At 40.4% G+C, this 17,315-nt stretch carries 11 protein-coding genes, 3 pseudogenes and 1 other annotated feature; of the genes and pseudogenes, 8 read left to right on the forward strand and 6 right to left on the reverse strand.

Features of this window, described 5'->3' with window-relative positions; translation table 11 throughout:
* The first annotated feature begins 14 nt into the window (after nucleotides 1-14).
* From ACE3T3_RS11795 to ACE3T3_RS11810, 4 genes and pseudogenes are all read left to right on the forward strand, one after another.
* The gene (locus ACE3T3_RS11795; RefSeq protein ID WP_111860829.1) at nucleotides 15-836 is read left to right on the forward strand and encodes a TnsA endonuclease N-terminal domain-containing protein; all 822 of its coding nucleotides are present in this window, start codon (nucleotides 15-17) and stop codon (nucleotides 834-836) included.
* Nucleotides 820-2,892 carry a transposase gene (locus ACE3T3_RS11800; protein ID WP_374667160.1) on the forward strand — a complete coding sequence of 691 codons (2,073 nt, stop codon included), beginning with the start codon at nucleotides 820-822 and terminating at the stop codon, nucleotides 2,890-2,892. The genes ACE3T3_RS11795 and ACE3T3_RS11800 overlap by 17 nt, the downstream gene beginning before the upstream one ends.
* A 6-nt stretch (nucleotides 2,893-2,898) precedes the next feature.
* Nucleotides 2,899-4,554 (forward strand): AAA family ATPase, encoded by a 1,656-nt coding sequence (locus ACE3T3_RS11805; RefSeq protein WP_111860830.1) that lies wholly within the window; start codon nucleotides 2,899-2,901, stop codon nucleotides 4,552-4,554.
* A 62-nt stretch (nucleotides 4,555-4,616) separates the two neighbouring features.
* Nucleotides 4,617-4,834 (forward strand): annotated as a pseudogene (locus ACE3T3_RS11810) (IS256 family transposase); the annotation flags it as partial.
* A gap of 315 nt (nucleotides 4,835-5,149) precedes the next feature.
* Here the strand turns inward: ACE3T3_RS11810 and ACE3T3_RS11815 are convergent.
* The 6 genes from ACE3T3_RS11815 to ACE3T3_RS11840 form a co-directional block, all read right to left on the reverse strand.
* Nucleotides 5,150-6,505 (reverse strand): ATP-binding protein, encoded by a 1,356-nt coding sequence (locus ACE3T3_RS11815; RefSeq protein WP_111860831.1) that lies wholly within the window; start codon nucleotides 6,503-6,505, stop codon nucleotides 5,150-5,152.
* On the reverse strand, nucleotides 6,505-7,167 hold the full coding sequence (locus tag ACE3T3_RS11820; RefSeq protein ID WP_111860832.1) for a response regulator: 663 nt from the start codon (nucleotides 7,165-7,167) through the stop codon (nucleotides 6,505-6,507). The genes ACE3T3_RS11815 and ACE3T3_RS11820 overlap by 1 nt, the downstream gene beginning before the upstream one ends.
* 140 nt (nucleotides 7,168-7,307) lie before the next feature.
* On the reverse strand, nucleotides 7,308-8,615 hold the full coding sequence (locus ACE3T3_RS11825; protein WP_136143833.1) for a TolC family protein: 1,308 nt from the start codon (nucleotides 8,613-8,615) through the stop codon (nucleotides 7,308-7,310).
* Nucleotides 8,612-8,938 carry a DUF3240 family protein gene (locus tag ACE3T3_RS11830; RefSeq protein ID WP_092692960.1) on the reverse strand — a complete coding sequence of 109 codons (327 nt, stop codon included), beginning with the start codon at nucleotides 8,936-8,938 and terminating at the stop codon, nucleotides 8,612-8,614. The genes ACE3T3_RS11825 and ACE3T3_RS11830 overlap by 4 nt, the downstream gene beginning before the upstream one ends.
* Nucleotides 8,931-12,014: a CusA/CzcA family heavy metal efflux RND transporter gene (locus ACE3T3_RS11835; protein ID WP_136143832.1), complete on the reverse strand. Its 3,084-nt coding sequence runs from the start codon at nucleotides 12,012-12,014 to the stop codon at nucleotides 8,931-8,933. The genes ACE3T3_RS11830 and ACE3T3_RS11835 overlap by 8 nt, the downstream gene beginning before the upstream one ends.
* 10 nt (nucleotides 12,015-12,024) lie before the next feature.
* Nucleotides 12,025-13,263, reverse strand: a complete 1,239-nt coding sequence (locus ACE3T3_RS11840) for an efflux RND transporter periplasmic adaptor subunit (protein WP_111861299.1) — start codon at nucleotides 13,261-13,263, stop codon at nucleotides 12,025-12,027.
* Nucleotides 13,264-13,791: 528 nt separating this feature from the next.
* On the opposite strand from ACE3T3_RS11840, the gene ACE3T3_RS11845 reads away from it, so the two are divergent.
* From ACE3T3_RS11845 to ACE3T3_RS11860, 4 genes and pseudogenes are all read left to right on the forward strand, one after another.
* Nucleotides 13,792-14,259, forward strand: coding sequence for a DUF2946 domain-containing protein (locus ACE3T3_RS11845; protein ID WP_130075502.1), 468 nt, complete (start codon nucleotides 13,792-13,794; stop codon nucleotides 14,257-14,259).
* Between the two features lie 152 nt (nucleotides 14,260-14,411).
* The gene (locus ACE3T3_RS11850) at nucleotides 14,412-15,845 is read left to right on the forward strand and encodes a cytochrome ubiquinol oxidase subunit I (RefSeq protein WP_374667166.1); all 1,434 of its coding nucleotides are present in this window, start codon (nucleotides 14,412-14,414) and stop codon (nucleotides 15,843-15,845) included.
* Nucleotides 15,842-16,204: pseudogene (gene cydB / locus ACE3T3_RS11855) on the forward strand (cytochrome d ubiquinol oxidase subunit II); the annotation flags it as partial. The gene ACE3T3_RS11850 and the pseudogene cydB, both read left to right, overlap by 4 nt.
* A 49-nt stretch (nucleotides 16,205-16,253) precedes the next feature.
* Nucleotides 16,254-17,315 (forward strand): annotated as a pseudogene (locus ACE3T3_RS11860) (IS3 family transposase); the annotation flags it as partial.
* Nucleotides 16,529-16,645 (forward strand) — a sequence feature (AL1L pseudoknot). Its footprint overlaps the pseudogene before it by 117 nt.

Raw genomic sequence — 17,315 nt, forward strand, 5'->3', positions numbered from 1 at the left:
TACTGGGCTTTTTAATGGCTAAATCTCTGAATGGCTTAACCGAGATACAGATTGCTAAACGAATCAAAGAAGGACGTGGACAAGGTTCAGGTGCTAACTATAAACCTTGGCTAAGAATTCATGAAGTGCCATCCCAAGGTCTATCCCATCGTATCTACTCATTTAAAACCAAACGCACCCATCATCTGCTATCCAACTTGGAGCTTGGCGTCTTTTTAACTTTAGACTGGATGGGTCATGTACAAGATATACGCGAGCAATACCCTCTACTACGAGATGAAACCATTGAGATTTCCTCTAATAATGGCATTAGACATCCTAATATTCGTGGCATCAATCAGGTAATGACTTCGGATTTTTTAGTAGATAGCTCATCCCATAAACAATTTGTTATTCAGGTCAAACCTTTATCAGAACTCAAAAATCCTAGAACTATTGAGAAATTAGAAATCGAAAGGCGTTATTGGGCGAGCAAGGAAATTCCTTGGTACATCATTACTGAAAAAGAGCTGAATCCAACTGTACTTGATAATATCAAATGGCTTTATTCATCTCAGACAGATATGCACGATTATGACCAACTGCTTAATGCTTTGAGTAATTTTGAATTTTTCTGCCAAAAACACCTACAAATGAAACTATCTGATGTCTGTAAATCTATTGATCGAGAATATCAACAAGACCTTGGTCAATCCTTGGCTGACCTAAAACAACTTATGGCCCATCGCCTAATCAAATTTGATATTACCCAGAAATTCAAAGAATTAAGAGTAAAAGATATCACATTCTATCAACATCAACTTGTAGAAGGATTCCTCAATGTGGCAAATCAATGAGGTTCTTAAATTTGATGATCAACTTTACCGTATTCTTTTTATTAATTTTGGAGATATATTCTGGATTCAGATCAATAAAAAGAATGCTTTACCTGAAGTAGTGAGAGAAGAAGCTCTTTCTGAATACTTAGATAATGAACGCTTAACACGCGCTAAAGACCCTTTTGTCAATTTGATTTTAGAAGAACCTGCTTTAGACTCCATTGCCTTTATCAAAAGAGACAAGGCTTTCAATCTTATAAGAGAAATTATCCAAGAACCGAACCACTATGAACCATCAATTCGGGCAACTTTAATTCATAAAATTGAGTCTTCTGGTTTGGTGTCTAAACCAACGATTTATAAATATCTGCGAAAATATTGGCAAAGAGGACAAATTCCCAACGCGCTATTGCCAGATTATAAAAATAGTGGTGCCCCCGGTAAAACTCGGACAGAAATTAACACCAAGAAAAATGGACGTAAACGTCAATTTGGTGATGGTGAAGGTTGTCAAATTACCCTTGAAATAGAAAGACTATTTAGATTGACGATCTCTAAATATCTACTCGTAAATAGTCCACTCAAAACAACTGAAGCGTATCAAAAGTTCCAAAGCTTATATGAACAGTACTACCCCAAAGAAGATAGCAAGAATTATCCAACTTTAAGGCAATTCCGGTATTTTTATCATCGAGAATACACAAAACCCCAACTTATCGAAGCTCAAACAAATCCTACTGATTTTAAAAAGGATAAGCGTCCCTTATCTGCAACAAGCACATCAAGTGTACTTGGACCTGGTAGTCGTTATGAAATTGATGCAACGATTGCTGATATTTATTTAGTTGCAGATGATGATCGGACCAAGATTATAGGTAGACCGACCTTTTATAGCATAAGTGATGTCTTTAGTCGTATGATCGCTGGTTTTTATGTCGGTGTTGATAACCCTTCATATGCAATCGCTATGCAAACTGTATCTGTTGCATGTAGTAGTAAAGTTGTTCTTTGCAAAGAGTTTGATATCGAAATATCTGAAGATGAGTGGCCGACTGTTGGTTTACCAAGTGCAATTCTTGCTGACCGAGCAGAAATGTTGAGTGAACAAGCTGAAACTCTGACCAATGGCTATAATGTGCGTTTAGAAACAGCTCCACCAAGAAGAGGAGATGCCAAAGCAGTTGTAGAAAGCTGCTTTCGTACTATTCAAGCTGAATTTAAACCCTATGCTCCAGGTATTGTTCAAGGTCATCGGATTAAGAAACATGGCGAATCTGATTATAGACTTGAAGCAGCACTTACCCTAAAAGAATTCACTCAAATTATTATTCAGGCGATTCTATTTCGTAACAATCATCATGTTCTAGAAAAATATGATCGAGATGAGGACATCCCTGAAGATATTCCATCTATTCCACTTCACCTTTGGAATTGGGGAATTCAGAACCGTATGGGCAAGCTCCGTACAGTTGATGCTGAACAGTTTCGAGTTTCATTATTGCCACGGACTAAAGTTTCAATCTCTCCACTAGGAATCAATGCATGGGGATTGTATTACAATAGTAGTGAAGTCTTACGAGAAGGCTGGTTACATCGTAGTGATGAAATACAACGTCCTCAGAACCTAAAAGCAGCATATGATCTTCAAAACACAAATAAAATCTATCTTTTCCCAAATTCTGCTAGCCAATCCTATTGGACTTGTTCCTTAAATATTCGGAGTCGTGCTTATGCAAATATGAGTTTCTCGGAGGTTTGGGATAAGCAATATCTTGAGAAATATGCGCAAGCGAATGCTAAACATGCAGAAACTCCACACAGTATCGCCTTTAAAAGATCAGTTCAGGCAATCATTGATAACGCCAAAAAGCAAACTCCTAAATCAACTCAATCAAGCCGTGAAAGAATTAGCCAAATTCGAGCCAATAAAAAGGAACAAAGGCAAAAAACTAATTTAACACCTTTACCAGAAAGTCAACAAATGGCTAATATTATAAAGTTTAATAAATCAGTAGAAGATGATGACTATAGTCTCCCATTCTCTCCTGGACTATTCAGTGATGATGAGGAGTAAATTTTCATGCATCCGTTAAAAGTTCAAGCTGTTTACCAAGATACAGGTGTTCCTGCCTATAAGGGCAACCCATTCATTGAAGCTTTACCTCCTTTACTGGAAGCTTATACTCAGACTCGTCATTTAAGATCTAGTTCAGACCCTTCTCTTCAAGATCTCAATGCCCCACGAGTCGTCCGCTCCCATTCAATTGCTCGTCTTAGTGATGAGTTTTTCCAACCACTTAATAACCACATCCTTTTAACAGAAAGAATCTCATTGATGATTCGTGGAGGGTATGTCGGAAGGAATCCACGTACAGGTGATCTTCAAAAACACCTACAAAACGGATACGAGCGCATACAGAAAGGTGATCTTCAAGCTTTTAGATTTGAAAGTGTGAAATCAACAGCTCAAAGTATGGTTCTGATTGGCTGTTCTGGATACGGAAAAACGACGTCATTAATTAGAACTCTTTCAGCCTATCCTCAAGTTATTTATCACCCTGATCTAAATATTGAGCAAGTCGTTTACCTAAAAATTGATTGTTCACATAATGGTTCCTTAAAAGAAATTTGCTTAAATTTCTTCCGAGCATTAGATCAAGTCCTTGATACTCAATATGAGAAGCAATATGGGCTAAAACGCTACAACATTCAGGCATTACTCACTAAAATGTCACAACTAGCGAATGCTCATGCATTAGGGCTATTGGTCATTGATGAGATCCAGCATTTAAGTCGCTCAAAATCTGGTGGCCCTCAAGAGATGTTAAATTTCTTTGTCACAATGGTAAATACTATTGGTGTACCTATCATGTTAATTGGTACACCTAAAGCCAGAGAAATTTTTGAGGCTGACTTTCGCTCAGCACGTAGAGGAGCTGGTTTTGGAGCTATTTTCTGGGAGCCATTACAAGAATACATTGATAATCAGCTTAACCCTGAATGGATAGCTTTTACAGATAAGCTTTGGAAACAGCAATTACTTAACCAAAGAGATGAGTTCCTATCAGATGATATTCGACATATTTGGTATGACTTGAGCCAAGGCATTATTGATATTGTAGTTAAGTTATTTGTTCTTGCCCAATTAAGAGCTATTGCAACAAATAAGGAACGAATTACATCTAAGCTGCTGCAACAAATTTATAATGAAGAATTGAAACCTGTACACCCCATGCTAGATGCATTACGATCAGGAAATATTGAGAAAATTTCACGCTATTCTGATTTAGTTATCCCTGATATGGATCGTAAAATTTTTGATCTTCAACAAAAAATCAAAAGTATACCTGTTGATAAATCATCAGAAGATTTTTTTAGACAATTGGTTACTGAGGATGAGCGTCGTATTTATACTATGTTCAAAGATGAATATAAGCCCCAACACCTGATCGAATGTATCAAGACTGCATATCAAGAGCAGCCGACAGCTTCACGCCAACAGATTATTCCAATTATTTTTAACTTATTATCTGCTGATAGCTATTCATCAAGTGATATTGTTAAATTAATACCCCAAAAATCAGAATACTTAAAGCCTAATCAATGGGATACATTGTCCCAAGATGATTTACGCTTTATTCATTCTCAATTGCTCACAGAAAAAGATTTACATAAATCACTTTTAGAAAAAAATTTGATTTTAGAGATAGAGAAAGTTTTATTAAAGACTGGATAATTACTGGACGCTATTTTAAGTATCTGATGAACCCTTATTGTGCTTCCAAAAGACTTTTACATTATGTAAAGATTGGTGAATTTGTGACATATACTACCTTCAGGGAAAACCATTGTATCAGAGGAGACATTAGCTATCCTGCTAAAGTACATCATACAATTTATACAAATGAGTCATTGAATAGTGTGATCCGTCAATCAAGAAAAGAAAAATCTTTTCTTCCGATGATTCTGTGAAGAAAGAAGTAATTTACTTCGTAACATTAAATCCTGCTAAGAAATAGACATTGCCAATCTTATGTGGCATTACTACTCATGACTTTAAGCAATGAATTGATTTACTATTCATTTCGATGGTTGATTAAATGATCATTTATAAAAAATCGGACTTACACAAAATGAGTTACAGACTCTAATATCACCCTCACTTTAAGTGGCATAAGTTATATTACTGCTTTTATCAGACTTATGCTGCAATATATGAGTGTAGGACAGTAGGCTTTTTTACCTCTGTCGCTATATAGCCATAAGTAGTTATGGCACCCCAATCTTCAATTTTGAAAACTAGTTCTCAGCCCATTAAATAGCGTCATTATTTAGTTCTGCTGGTTAAATTCAATCCTAACCATAAGACCACCAATAGCATTTGTCCGACGTAACTCAACTTTTCCGTGATATAAATCGACAATTTGCTTAACAATCGATAAGCCGAGACCACTACCAATAATGACACTGTTCTGATTCACCCTATAGAATCTTTGGAAAATCAGCGGTATTTGTGCTTCATCCAAACCAATTCCATTATCCTCAATCTGCACAAAGCTATAATTTTTAACACAGCCACAACTGATTTTTATGACACACGGGCGTTCATAACTACGATAGATGATGGCATTCTCTAAAAGATTACGGAGCATAATTTCCAATTGATCCATTTGTGCCATGACCAGGGCCGACTCCAGTTGTAACTGTAAGTCAATCTTTGCCTGACGAAGCTGAAAATCCATCATCGCAAGGGTACTTTGAATCACATTAACGAGATCAACCGAGCCTTGAGCTTGATGAGCATTGGGTTCAATCCGTGCCAAGGTTAGTAACTGCGTAATCATTCGCGAGGCCTTATCAATGCCAATCATGATGTCCTCAGTTGCTTCTCGCGCCTCCTCGGTAGAACGTGCGCTCTGCAAAACTTGTGCATGCAGGCGGATCGCAGCTAGAGGTGTACGTAACTCATGAGCTGCATTTGAGGTGAAACGTTTTTCACGTTGCAAACTTTCTGCAATTTCACTCAATAATGTATTTAATGAATTCACCAAAGGTTCGATTTCTTTGGGTACGACAAGATTAATAGGTTTTAAATGCTCAATCGACTGCTTTTCCAAGTTTTGACTGATGCTGAACACAGTAGAAAGATGGCTGCGTATGGTCTGTAAAATCAGCCAGGACAGTAATGGTAAAAAAAATGCTGAAATCCCTATTAAAAATAACAACATATCTCTCTGAATATCCTGACGGATCGTCCAAACCTGTGCAATTTGTACTTGTATAGTGTGGGTGCTGTCCCAAACCGAATAACTGCGATAGGTTTTATTACGAATCTGAATCCAGCCAAAGTTGGCTTGCTGGACAAACGGATGTGTGCCAATGCCAACCGAACGATAAATCAACTTGCCATTACGATGCCAGATCTGGAATATAATCTGATTATAATGCTCCCCTTGAGCTTTCTCGATGACCGTATGATCCGGGATTCGCCCCGCCAGTGAACTTGAAGTAGTCGAAAGTAAAGCATGGGCTGTTTCAGCCAGTGATTTATCAAAAATATTATTCGCGGTACGCTGCATTCCCCAGTAAATACAACCTAAACTACCCACCCACACACTGGCGGTGATGACCATTAAAATAAATGATAGACGTCTGGTCAGTGAATAACTGCGAATGAAATTGGCCATTAATAATTTTCATCCATAATATAGCCAAAACCCTGCACTGTACGGACAATGTTTTTCCCAAGCTTGCGCCGTAAATTATGAATATAGACCTGGATCACATTACTGCTTACATCCGCATCATAGGCATAAAATGAGTTTTCTATGCTCTCCCGTGAAATAATCCGGCCACGGTTAAGGATAAAGAGTTCCAGCAAGTGAAATTCTTTCTGAGTTAATTCAACTTCAGTTTGATCTCTCAGTACCTGTTTGGTCGCTTTATTAACTGCAATATTGCCAATCTGAATCAAATCACTCACTTCACCTGAAATACGGCGCAATACTGCTTGAATCCGTGCAATGACTTCATACAAATCATATGGCTTAACTACAAAATCATCTGCTCCTGCATCCAAACCTGAAATACGCTCCTGAATTTTATCCTGAGCAGTCAGAATAATAACGCCTACTTTATTCTTTTTACGGCGCAGTGACTTTAAAACTTCCACCCCATTCCGGTCCGGCAAACCTAAATCAAGCAAAATAAACTGATAATCATAACTCGCCAAAAAATGATAGGCTTGCTCTGCTGTGGTGGCGATATCGACCACAAAATTTGCATGGTCTAAGCCCCGTGCTGTCGCCTTAGCCAGTAAGGCATCGTCTTCAACTAACAATATTCTCACGTCTGAGCTACCCTCTCATTCTGCTACTTACAAGCCTATATTTATTTCTGTGAAAGCGGCAGGTACTCTGGCCCAAGGAAGATAAAACACCAACCGAATAATAATCATACAAAGCATTGATATATCAGCACTCTACTATTTTACTCTGCCTGATGATCCTCATGTAAAGGCCATAACTGATGCGAATTCAGCAATAGTAAACTCAAGCTTTCTGCATAATCAATTTTGGCTTGATCAATTCGACCGCGCGCATCAACCAGTTGCTGTGAATGAAGTAACAGTTCATTTAAACTCAATTCACCGAGCTTATATGCTTTTTGCATCAATCCATGTTGTTGCTGTAACTGTGCCAAATTCTGTTGAGCCTGCTCACTCCGTACAGTTGCCGACTCCATCTGCGTGAACCAGTATTGCGTTTCCTGACGCAAACGGTTTTCTACTCGTCCGATCTCAAAATTGGCCTTTTGAGCTTCCGCCATGGCCATACCAGAAGCTATCCGCACTTGCCGACTGGCGAGTGGAATTGAAACGCTCACACTCATCAAATTTTCAATGCTTGACTGCTCACGACTATAGCCCACTCCGACCGTAGGATTAGCTACCCGATTGAGTTTCTCTCTTTTGACTAACGCATCTTGCTGTGCTGCCTGCGTTTTGGCCAACTCAAGCTCATGGTTAGCAGACAAAACCTGCTGTATCCATTCAGTCTGTGTATATTCGAGTGGGCGAATTTTGATGACATCACTGCTCCAGTGTTCTGGAATTTTCCCCTGATAATCACGTGACAATAGCTGCTGTGCTTGGTAGTAAGCTGTTTTAGCCTGCATATATTGTTCTTCGATTTGCCGAGATTCATTGCTGAGCAGCATCAGTTCCAGTCGTGGGGCATCTCCAGCACGGATACGCTGCTGGGTCATTTGCATATAGTGTTGTATTCTTGCCTGCTGTTCCTCTAAGCGTGTCAATTGCAAAGCACTACGCATATAGGCAAACCACTGATTCAACAAGGTTTTGGCAACTTCATGTTTGGCATCTTCATATTTTAATTCTGCAATACTCATCCCTCGTTGCGCCAAATCCTGATCCAGCCGGTATTTGCCAGGCAAACGAATCTGCTTTTCAACACCAAAGTTCGGCTCATAACTATTGGACTTTGTTTGACCATCCTGGGCATCGGTGTTACGAAGCTGCATCCCCGCACGTACGGTCCAGGGATGGCCCAGTTTTAGCCCTTGTCCTGCAAAATTGGCATAGTCCTGATCCGAGACTGCCGACCGAACAGTTGGATGCTGTGACAAGCTCTGCTTGATCGCATCGAGTGGTGGCAAGACCTGATCCAAAGCGGGTTCCGCGGAGACGACAGAAGCCATCATCACACAACAGCCCAAGCCTATTAAACATAAGGCTTTACCCAGCAAACGGGGTTGAGTAGCTATCTCTGGTTTCATTCGTTCACCTTTCCTTGACCAGCATAACCCGATGCTATGGTTGGTAATACCCAATAGAAACAGTCACTTGATTTAAATTTCTTTTGGATATGGGCTAAAATTAAAGGCACAGTTGCGAGGGGTAAAATCAACAGAATCAAATTACGCTCAGTTGCACCCCGAATTTTTTCTTGAATGTTGCGATAATGTTGGTGGCTGCCGAAACCTTGTGCCGGGATACAGGTACATCCTGTCACAATCTCGGGAATGAGCCATAAATGGCTCATTAATTCTTCCGCAATATCACTGGAGATGTTGATAGAGAGTTGGCACATTTCAGACATGAATATCTCGCACTAAACCAAATTGTTTAAACAAGTTAGGAAGTAAAATCAGCGTCAGTAAGGTGCAGGAAATTAACCCGCCAATTACCACGATCGCTAATGGACGCTGAATTTCAGCACCTGGCCCAGTGGTAAAGAGCAAGGGAATTAAACCCAAAGCCGCGATACTTGCAGTCATCATCACTGGACGTAAACGTCGCATAGCTCCCTCACGAACCACCTCTTCAATTGCAATGCCGCGTGAAATGAGCTGGTTAAAATAACCGATCATCACCAAACCATTCAGTACAGCAATCCCCATTAATGCAATAAATCCGACCGAAGCAGGCACCGATAAATATTCACCGGTAATGGCTAAGGCCACGACTCCACCAATTAAAGCAAAGGGAATATTCACAAAAACCAGTACTGCCTGACGAACAGAACCTAAAGTTGTAAAGAGCAGGAAAAAAATCATGGTCAACGCTGCAGGGACAACCAGCATCAGACGCGCTGCTGCACGTTGTTGATTTTCAAACTGGCCACCCCATTTCAATGAATATCCTGCCGGTAATTTAACTCTCTGGGCAACCTGCTGTTTTGCTTCCTCGACAAAACCGACCAGGTCGCGGTCACGCACATTGGCACGGACAACGGACATTCTTGAAGCATTTTCCCGGTCAATTTTAACGACACCTTCAGTCTTGACCATTTCTGCTAAAGAGGACAATGGTACAGCCGCTGAGTTTTCAACAGGTAAATTCATATTTGCAAGGGCAAAACTGGATTGCCCCAGACGCGGATCACCTTTGATCATCAACGGAACCGGTCGACCCTGTTCAATAATCGAACTAATTTGCTGCCCTTCGATGAGCATTTTGAGTTGTGCCTGTATGCTTTGACTATCTAGCTGATTGCGAACAGCCATATCACGACGAATACGTAATTCCTGATATTGCACCCCGGAATTTTCCAACGTCATGACATCTTCACTGCCTTTGATCCCTTGTAGAACGGTAGAAATTTGCTTAGACAGCTGATTTAGCTGGTCTAAATCGGTACCAAAAATTTTGACTGCTAAATCTCCACGTACACCTGATAACATTTCTGAGGTCCGCATTTCAATCGGCTGACTAAAGGTCAGATTGACTCCAGGAACGTCAGTCAATACATGGCGAACTTTGGCTAAAATCTGCTCCTTACTTTGTCCCTGCCACTGATCTTGCGGTTTCAAAATGACAAAGCTATCGGTTTCATTTAAGCCCATGGGGTCCAGGCCCAGTTCATCCGAGCCTGTTCTTGCCACAATGCGGGCCACTTCTGGAACTTGTTTTAGAATTCTTCTTTGAATGTCCAGATCAAGTGCAATTGAATTTTGCAGACTGATCGATGGCATTTTTTCCAGCTGCAATATGGTGTCACCTTCATCCATGGTTGGCATAAAAGACTTACCAATGAGTGGGAAAATAAGTGCAGCAACCACCAAAGCGCCTCCGGCCAAAGCATAAACACGTTTCGGATGAGCTAAACTTGCATTTAATACCTTGCTATATGCCTGTTCCAGCTTAGCAACAATATATGGCGTGTGATGTGCTTGAGATTTCAAGAAATAAGAACACAGCACCGGAATAATTGTTAATGAAAAAATCAGTGAGCTCGACAGTGCAAAGACAATGGTCAGCGCCACCGGAGAGAAAAGCTTCCCTTCCAGCCCCTGCAACGTCATCAACGGAATGAAGACCAGCATAATAATGATCATTCCTGCGGTCACCGGCACCGCCACCTCACAAACCGCGCGATAAATGACGTTCAGCGACGGTAAAAACAAACGGTGTTTGGACTCGTGTGCATCTGCCAGTTGCATTTCGATATTTTCCACCACCACAACAGCCGCATCGACCAGCAAACCAATAGCAATGGTTAAGCCACCCAATGACATCAGGTTGGCACTTAATCCAAACTGACGCATCATTAAGAAGGTACTCAACGCAGATAAAGGTAAAATCGCGGCAACAACCAAAGCGGCTCTTAAATTGCCTAAAAACAACAGCAATAAAATCAGGACCAGTACAATCGCCTCGATCAAGGTTTTACTCACGGTATGAATGGCACGATTCACCAGTTCACCACGGTCATAAAAAGGCTTGATCGTAATGCCCGGGGGTAAGTTTTTCTCAATGTCCTGCAAATGTTCACGCACACTTTGCACAACCTGACGTGCATTGGCGCCTTTTAAAGTAAGGACAATCCCTTGAACAGCTTCACCCTGACCATTTTCGGTCACTGCCCCGTAACGGGTAAGGGCACCGGTATGGACATCGGCAATGTCCTTCACTTGCACCAGTGTCCCTTGATGATTGGAAACAATAATCTCACCCAGCTCTTGTAAATTGGTGACACGACTATCGCTACGAATCAGTAATGATTCTCCATTTTCATTCAGACGACCGGCACCGTCACTTGCATTATTTAATTCAATTGCTTGTTTTAACTGATCAAGAGATAGACCTCTTGATGCCAGAGCATCCAGGTTGGGTGTCACTTCAAAAGTACGTGCCAACCCCCCCAGGACATTGACATCCGCTACCCCTTCAATTTTTCTGAGCTGTGGACGGACGACCCGATCGAGCAAGGTTCGTTTTTCCATATCACTCATAGGGCCATGTAAAGTGAACATAAAAGATTCACCTAATGGCGTCGTCATAGGCGCAATCCCACCAGAGGCATTGCCAGGCAAAGCTGACATGACTCCAGTCAAACGCTCATTGACCTGTTGTCGGGCCCAATAAGGATCTGTCCCTTCTGCAAAATCCAGGGTAATGATTGCAATGGCATATTTAGATTGTGAACGTAATACAGTCTGATGAGGAATTCCCAACATTTCCTGTTCTATCGGTACCACAATACGGCTTTCCACCTCTTCTGGCGTCATGCCAGGAGATTTCATCACAATTTGAACCTGTGTACTTGATACATCGGGAAAGGCATCAATCGGCAATTTTGTAAATGCCAAATAACCTGCAACACTGATTGCCACACCCAATAACAGCATTAGGATTCGTTGACTCAGTGAAAATGCAATAATACGTTTTAACATGTGCCTAACCTCATTTCATCGCAGTGCTACTACTGGCAGGTGGTGCCTGCTCTGCACCGAAACCTGACCAAACGGCTTTTAGACGTTCGACACCATTCACAGCAACTTGAATTCCAGGTTTTAATGTGTTTCCAATCACATGACTTTGCTGCTGGTTCGCACCCACCAATTCCACCGGCATTGCAAAGAAACCATTTTGATTTTTGATAAAAATGAAGTGCTTGTTATCTTTTAAAGTCAAGGCAGTACTTGGTATTACCCATGCAGTTTCTGTTGTCGGGTTATGGCTTTGAATATTCGCTTTAATAAACTGTTGTACTTTTAAACAGTTGTCCTTGGCATTCATCTGAACTAAAACATTTTGAGATTGCGTATTGTCTGAAAGTGCTGGTGCAATTTTTTGTACCTGCCCAGTAATTTCACACCCCTCAACTTTAACCAGATCGCCAATCTGGATATATTTGCTATCCGCTAAAGGGGCTTGCAACATTAATTGCAAAGGTAGATCACTATTCACCAACTGACCCAGTACTGCGCCGGTTTCTACATATTGACCTGCAGATACCTGTAAACTTTCTACACTGCCTTTGGCGGGACTTTTAACATACACTACGGAATTCAGTCCCTGACTGCTACTTCCTCCCATAAACTGCAACATGCGTTGCTTGGCACTCAAATCAATATTCAGTCGTTGCACTACATTCTGGGCTTCCTGTACACGTTTTTCAGCAATAATCCCTTCAGCATATAAACTGCGTTCACGTGCCAAATTTTGGCTGGCCAATTGCAGTTGTGCACGAATTTGTAAAATTTCATTTTGAATCTGAATTAAATCAGGGCTATGAATGGCCAGTACAGGACTATGGAGACCAACTTCTGCTAAAGGTTGCACCAGTACCTGTTGAACTATCCCCGCTATCGGGCTGGTTAAGACCACTTTACTTTGAGGTGACCACTGCGCTTGCCCCTGCAAAGTCAGTGCAAGTTGTACATCACTTGTCGCTTGTCCTAAAGTTTGTAATTGAATACCTGCCTGTTGAATCTGTGTGGGCGAAATTAAAATCTGATTACCAGAGACATCTATGGTTTCTGTTTCATTGGCGGTTACATTTTGTGGCTTTGATTTTTCCGCTTTATTTTTATTAAATAGTGAACTGCTCGCCCACCAAACTCCTAAAATTACCAAGACCAATGTGCAAATACTGAGAAATATTTTATTATTTCGTAATACACTCACTTGTTGACTCACTGATCTACCCTCAAAAATATTTTCTCTCAGGATAAATTTAAGTTCTTAAGATCTAATTAAGTTTGGAAATCCAATTTTTTCAGGATCTAAAGGGTAATTTCCACCTAAGCATAATATCTCGGTTATTTCTAAAGAGCAGATGAAGGCGGAAAAAGAAAACCATATCCCCCTTATCTCGAGAAGCAATGAGTTTGCTTAAATCGATTCAAGAATATACTCAGTCACAAAATTTCATCTCCGTTAAAGGGCCAGTTAATAAATATCCCTACAATGTCGTGAAAATACATTCATCTACTTTACTTTATAAATTTTAATCATTATTTTTTTAGAGCAAAATTAATCATGCACGATTTCAATCTGAATTGATTCAGATTGAAATCAATTATTTTTATTTTTACTTTATCCTAAAAATTATTACGCTGGATTAAATCAAAACTATTAAATTAATATCGCTTATACTTTTAATAAATAGTAATTCTGCTACAATCTAACCATCTTACTTGGATAATTGAGACAATCTAAGTGATCATGGTTTTAGGAAGATTGCTCGCATTCTCAGCAATCTTGTTACAGATTGCTGTTTTTATACAGCCTTTGCTTCCAGAGAAATATCAAATTTCTCCTGTCTGTGAAACTATTGTCCATGCACTTCAATTAGATACTTCTTACCATAAGCATAGCTCAGATCATTCTACGCATAATCACTCTCATCAAGAGCTGGATTTAGCTAATCATGATACTGAAAAGCTTAATCATGCAAATCTTGAACAAAAAACTTCATCTAGCCATCATCACGATGCAAATCATCAATGTCAGTACTGTGTTGTTTACGCACATGTCGTTCCACTACCAGACATGGGTGTTAAAGAAGTAGTCGTGAGAATTCAAGTTCGGTTATTAGCTTTTAAAGAAGCTTTCTTTCATATCTTCTTTCTTTTAAAGCAATTATTTCTGATCCCTCAAGGTCGAGCACCTCCTCTCTCTTTTGCTGTCTAAATTTATTGGCAATTCCTTATTGTTTTGAAATTTAATTAGTTGAAGAGACTAATCGCTATGTTATTACTTTTAAAAAATGCACGTATCTGTGTAGGCACACTCATATCAGAGCATATGCAATCTAGAGCATGCTTCGGATGTGGAGAGTTGCTATGACCTTAGGTTTTACGGCACTTGAGTTAGCACGTATTCAGTTTGCATTCACGGTGTCATTTCATATTATTTTCCCTGCGATTTCTATTGGGCTTGCAAGCTTTCTTGCAGTTTTAGAATGGCGATGGCTTAGAACAAACGACTCTATTTATCATGATTTATTCAAATTCTGGGTGAAAGTATTTGCATTATCATTCGGTATGGGTGTCGTTTCTGGTGTCGTGATGAGTTATCAGTTTGGTACAAACTGGAGTGAATTTTCTCGATTTGCAGGAGGCGTTACAGGCCCCTTACTGAGCTACGAAGTTCTAAGTGCTTTCTTCTTAGAAGCAGGATTTTTAGGCATTATGCTTTTTGGATGGGGGCGTGTCGGTAAAAAAGCACACTTTTTTGCCACACTGATGGTCGCTATCGGTACATGTATTTCAATGTTCTGGATTTTGTCTTCAAACAGTTGGATGCAGACACCACAAGGCTTCACGATTGAAAATGGGGTTGTTGTACCTCAAGATTGGTTTGCTATTGTTTTTAACCCATCCTTTATCTATCGCTTATTCCATATGGCACTTGCAGCCTTTTTAGTAGCTGCTCTTCTTGTTGCTGCTACTGCTGCGTGGCACTTGCTCAAAGGCCGTAGAGATGCATTAGTCAAAACATCATTTTCAATGGCGCTTTGGTTAATCCTTATTTTAGCCCCCCTCCAAGTTTTTATTGGTGATGCCCATGGTTTAAATACCCTAAAACATCAACCAGCTAAACTTGCTGCTATGGAAGGCCATTGGGAAACGAACCATGATCATGGGATGCCCTTATATTTATTTGGTATTCCTGATATGCAAGAAGAACGCACGAAATATGCGATTGCAATTCCACATTTAGGAAGCCTAATTTTGACCCATTCCATGAATGGGACGGTGAAAGGATTAAAAGATTTTGCACCTGAAGATCGTCCAAATTCAACAATCGTATTTTGGAGTTTCCGTATTATGGTTGGGCTTGGCATGCTTATGCTCTTCCTTGCAGTCACGGCCCTATGGCTCAGAAAAACAGGCAGCCTCTATGAGAGTAAGTGGTTTCATCGCTTTGCAATCCTAATGGGTCCTTCAGGCTTCATCGCGTTACTCGCAGGTTGGTTCACCACAGAAGTAGGACGTCAGCCATGGATTATCTATGGCGTTATGAGGACAAAAGATGCCCTTTCTCCAGTCTCAGCAGAACAGGTGGGATTAACCCTCATTATTTTTGTGATCGTGTATTTTATTGTCTTTGGTGTGGGCATTTATTACATGCTCAAACTCATGCATAAAGGACCTGAGTTTTTACATAACACACCAGAAGAAATCGGAGGCGTTGGCCATTTTAAAACACCAATGCGCCCCCTGAGTGCTATTGATGAAAAAATTGATGATCAGGATCAAGGAGCATCTTTATGATTGATTTATCTTTAATCTGGATTGTCATTATTGCAGTTGGTGTTTTTATTTACGTGCTACTTGATGGCTTTGATTTAGGTATCGGGATTTTATTCCCCTTTATTAAAAATCAGCAAGAGCGTGATGTGATGATGAACACCGTTGCTCCCGTTTGGGATGGTAATGAAACATGGATGGTTCTAGGTGGCGCTGGTCTTTTTGCGGCTTTCCCTATTGTCTATTCAGCGGTTCTGTCAGCCTTATATTTACCTATCATATTGATGGTAATAGCTTTGATTTTTAGAGGCGTAGCTTTTGAGTTTCGTTTCAAAGCCAATCGAACAAAGTACATTTGGGATAATGCATTCATTTGGGGCTCTGAACCGTACCGGGTTTGTCGGAGAGTCAATATTCTGAGAGACTATCCCGATGACAAAATTAAAATATGCCCCTGAAATCAGAGAAAGAGCGGTTCAATTATTGATTGAATCTGAAAAAGATTATCCATCGAATTGGGCTGCGATCACCGCTATTGCTCCCAAGATAGGTTGTACTCCTGAAACACTACGTGTTTGGTATCAAAAATATTTAGATAAACTAAATCCAGTTAAAGTACAGCAGCTTTCAGACCAAGAACGTATCAAACAACTCGAACGCGAAAATAAAGAACTGCAACGCGCCAATGAGATTCTACGTAAAGCAGCCGCTTTTTTCGCCCAGGCGGAACTCGACCGCCCACACAAATAATGGTGGATTTTATCCATAATAATAAAGAGCTGTACGGAGTCGAGGCGATTTGTAGAATTTTACCGATCGCACCCTCAACCTATTACCGGACTCTAGATCTCTGCGAAAACCCAGAACATCGAGCAAAGCGAGATCTACATGACTTGCATCATGCTGAACAAATTAAACGAATTTGGAAGGAAAGTTCAGGTCGATATGGTGTACGTAAAGTTTGGCAAAAACTGAAACGTGAAGGCTATATTATTGCACGCTGTACAGTTGCTCGATTGATGCAAAAGCTAGGTATACAAGGTGTTTGGCGAGGTAAGAATAAACAAACTACCCATAGCCGAGATGATCAAAAACGAGCAGATGACTTGGTGAAACGCAATTTTAGTGCTGATCACCCTGACCAGCTGTGGGTCGCTGACTTTACGTATATTCAAACAAATTCAGGCTGGGTCTATACCGCCTTTATTATTGATGTGTTCTCGCGAGCAATTGTTGGATGGAAAGTATCAACACGGATGAATACAGACATGGTGCTCGATGCACTGGAGCAAGCATTGCATGATCGAGGCATGCCAAAGAACGTGATTCATCATAGTGACAGAGGTGTGCAATATCTTTCCATTCGTTATACCAATCGTTTAGAAGCAGCAAATTTACGAGCATCAGTCGGTACGACCGGTGATTCATACGATAATGCTTTGGCTGAAACAGTGAATGGCTTATACAAAACAGAGGTGATTGAATATTTAAAAG

The organism is Acinetobacter sp. (assembly GCF_041919735.1).
Lineage (GTDB): Bacteria > Pseudomonadota > Gammaproteobacteria > Pseudomonadales > Moraxellaceae > Acinetobacter.

Coding starts and splice junctions, on each gene's coding strand:
- ACE3T3_RS11795 (WP_111860829.1), top strand. CDS start 15: ATGGCTAAATCTCTGAATGGCTTAACCGAGATACAGATTGCTAAACGA.
- ACE3T3_RS11800 (WP_374667160.1), top strand. CDS start 820: ATGTGGCAAATCAATGAGGTTCTTAAATTTGATGATCAACTTTACCGT.
- ACE3T3_RS11805 (WP_111860830.1), top strand. CDS start 2,899: ATGCATCCGTTAAAAGTTCAAGCTGTTTACCAAGATACAGGTGTTCCT.
- ACE3T3_RS11815 (WP_111860831.1), bottom strand. CDS start 6,505: ATGGCCAATTTCATTCGCAGTTATTCACTGACCAGACGTCTATCATTT.
- ACE3T3_RS11825 (WP_136143833.1), bottom strand. CDS start 8,615: ATGAAACCAGAGATAGCTACTCAACCCCGTTTGCTGGGTAAAGCCTTA.
- ACE3T3_RS11830 (WP_092692960.1), bottom strand. CDS start 8,938: ATGTCTGAAATGTGCCAACTCTCTATCAACATCTCCAGTGATATTGCG.
- ACE3T3_RS11835 (WP_136143832.1), bottom strand. CDS start 12,014: ATGTTAAAACGTATTATTGCATTTTCACTGAGTCAACGAATCCTAATG.
- ACE3T3_RS11845 (WP_130075502.1), top strand. CDS start 13,792: ATGGTTTTAGGAAGATTGCTCGCATTCTCAGCAATCTTGTTACAGATT.
- ACE3T3_RS11850 (WP_374667166.1), top strand. CDS start 14,412: ATGACCTTAGGTTTTACGGCACTTGAGTTAGCACGTATTCAGTTTGCA.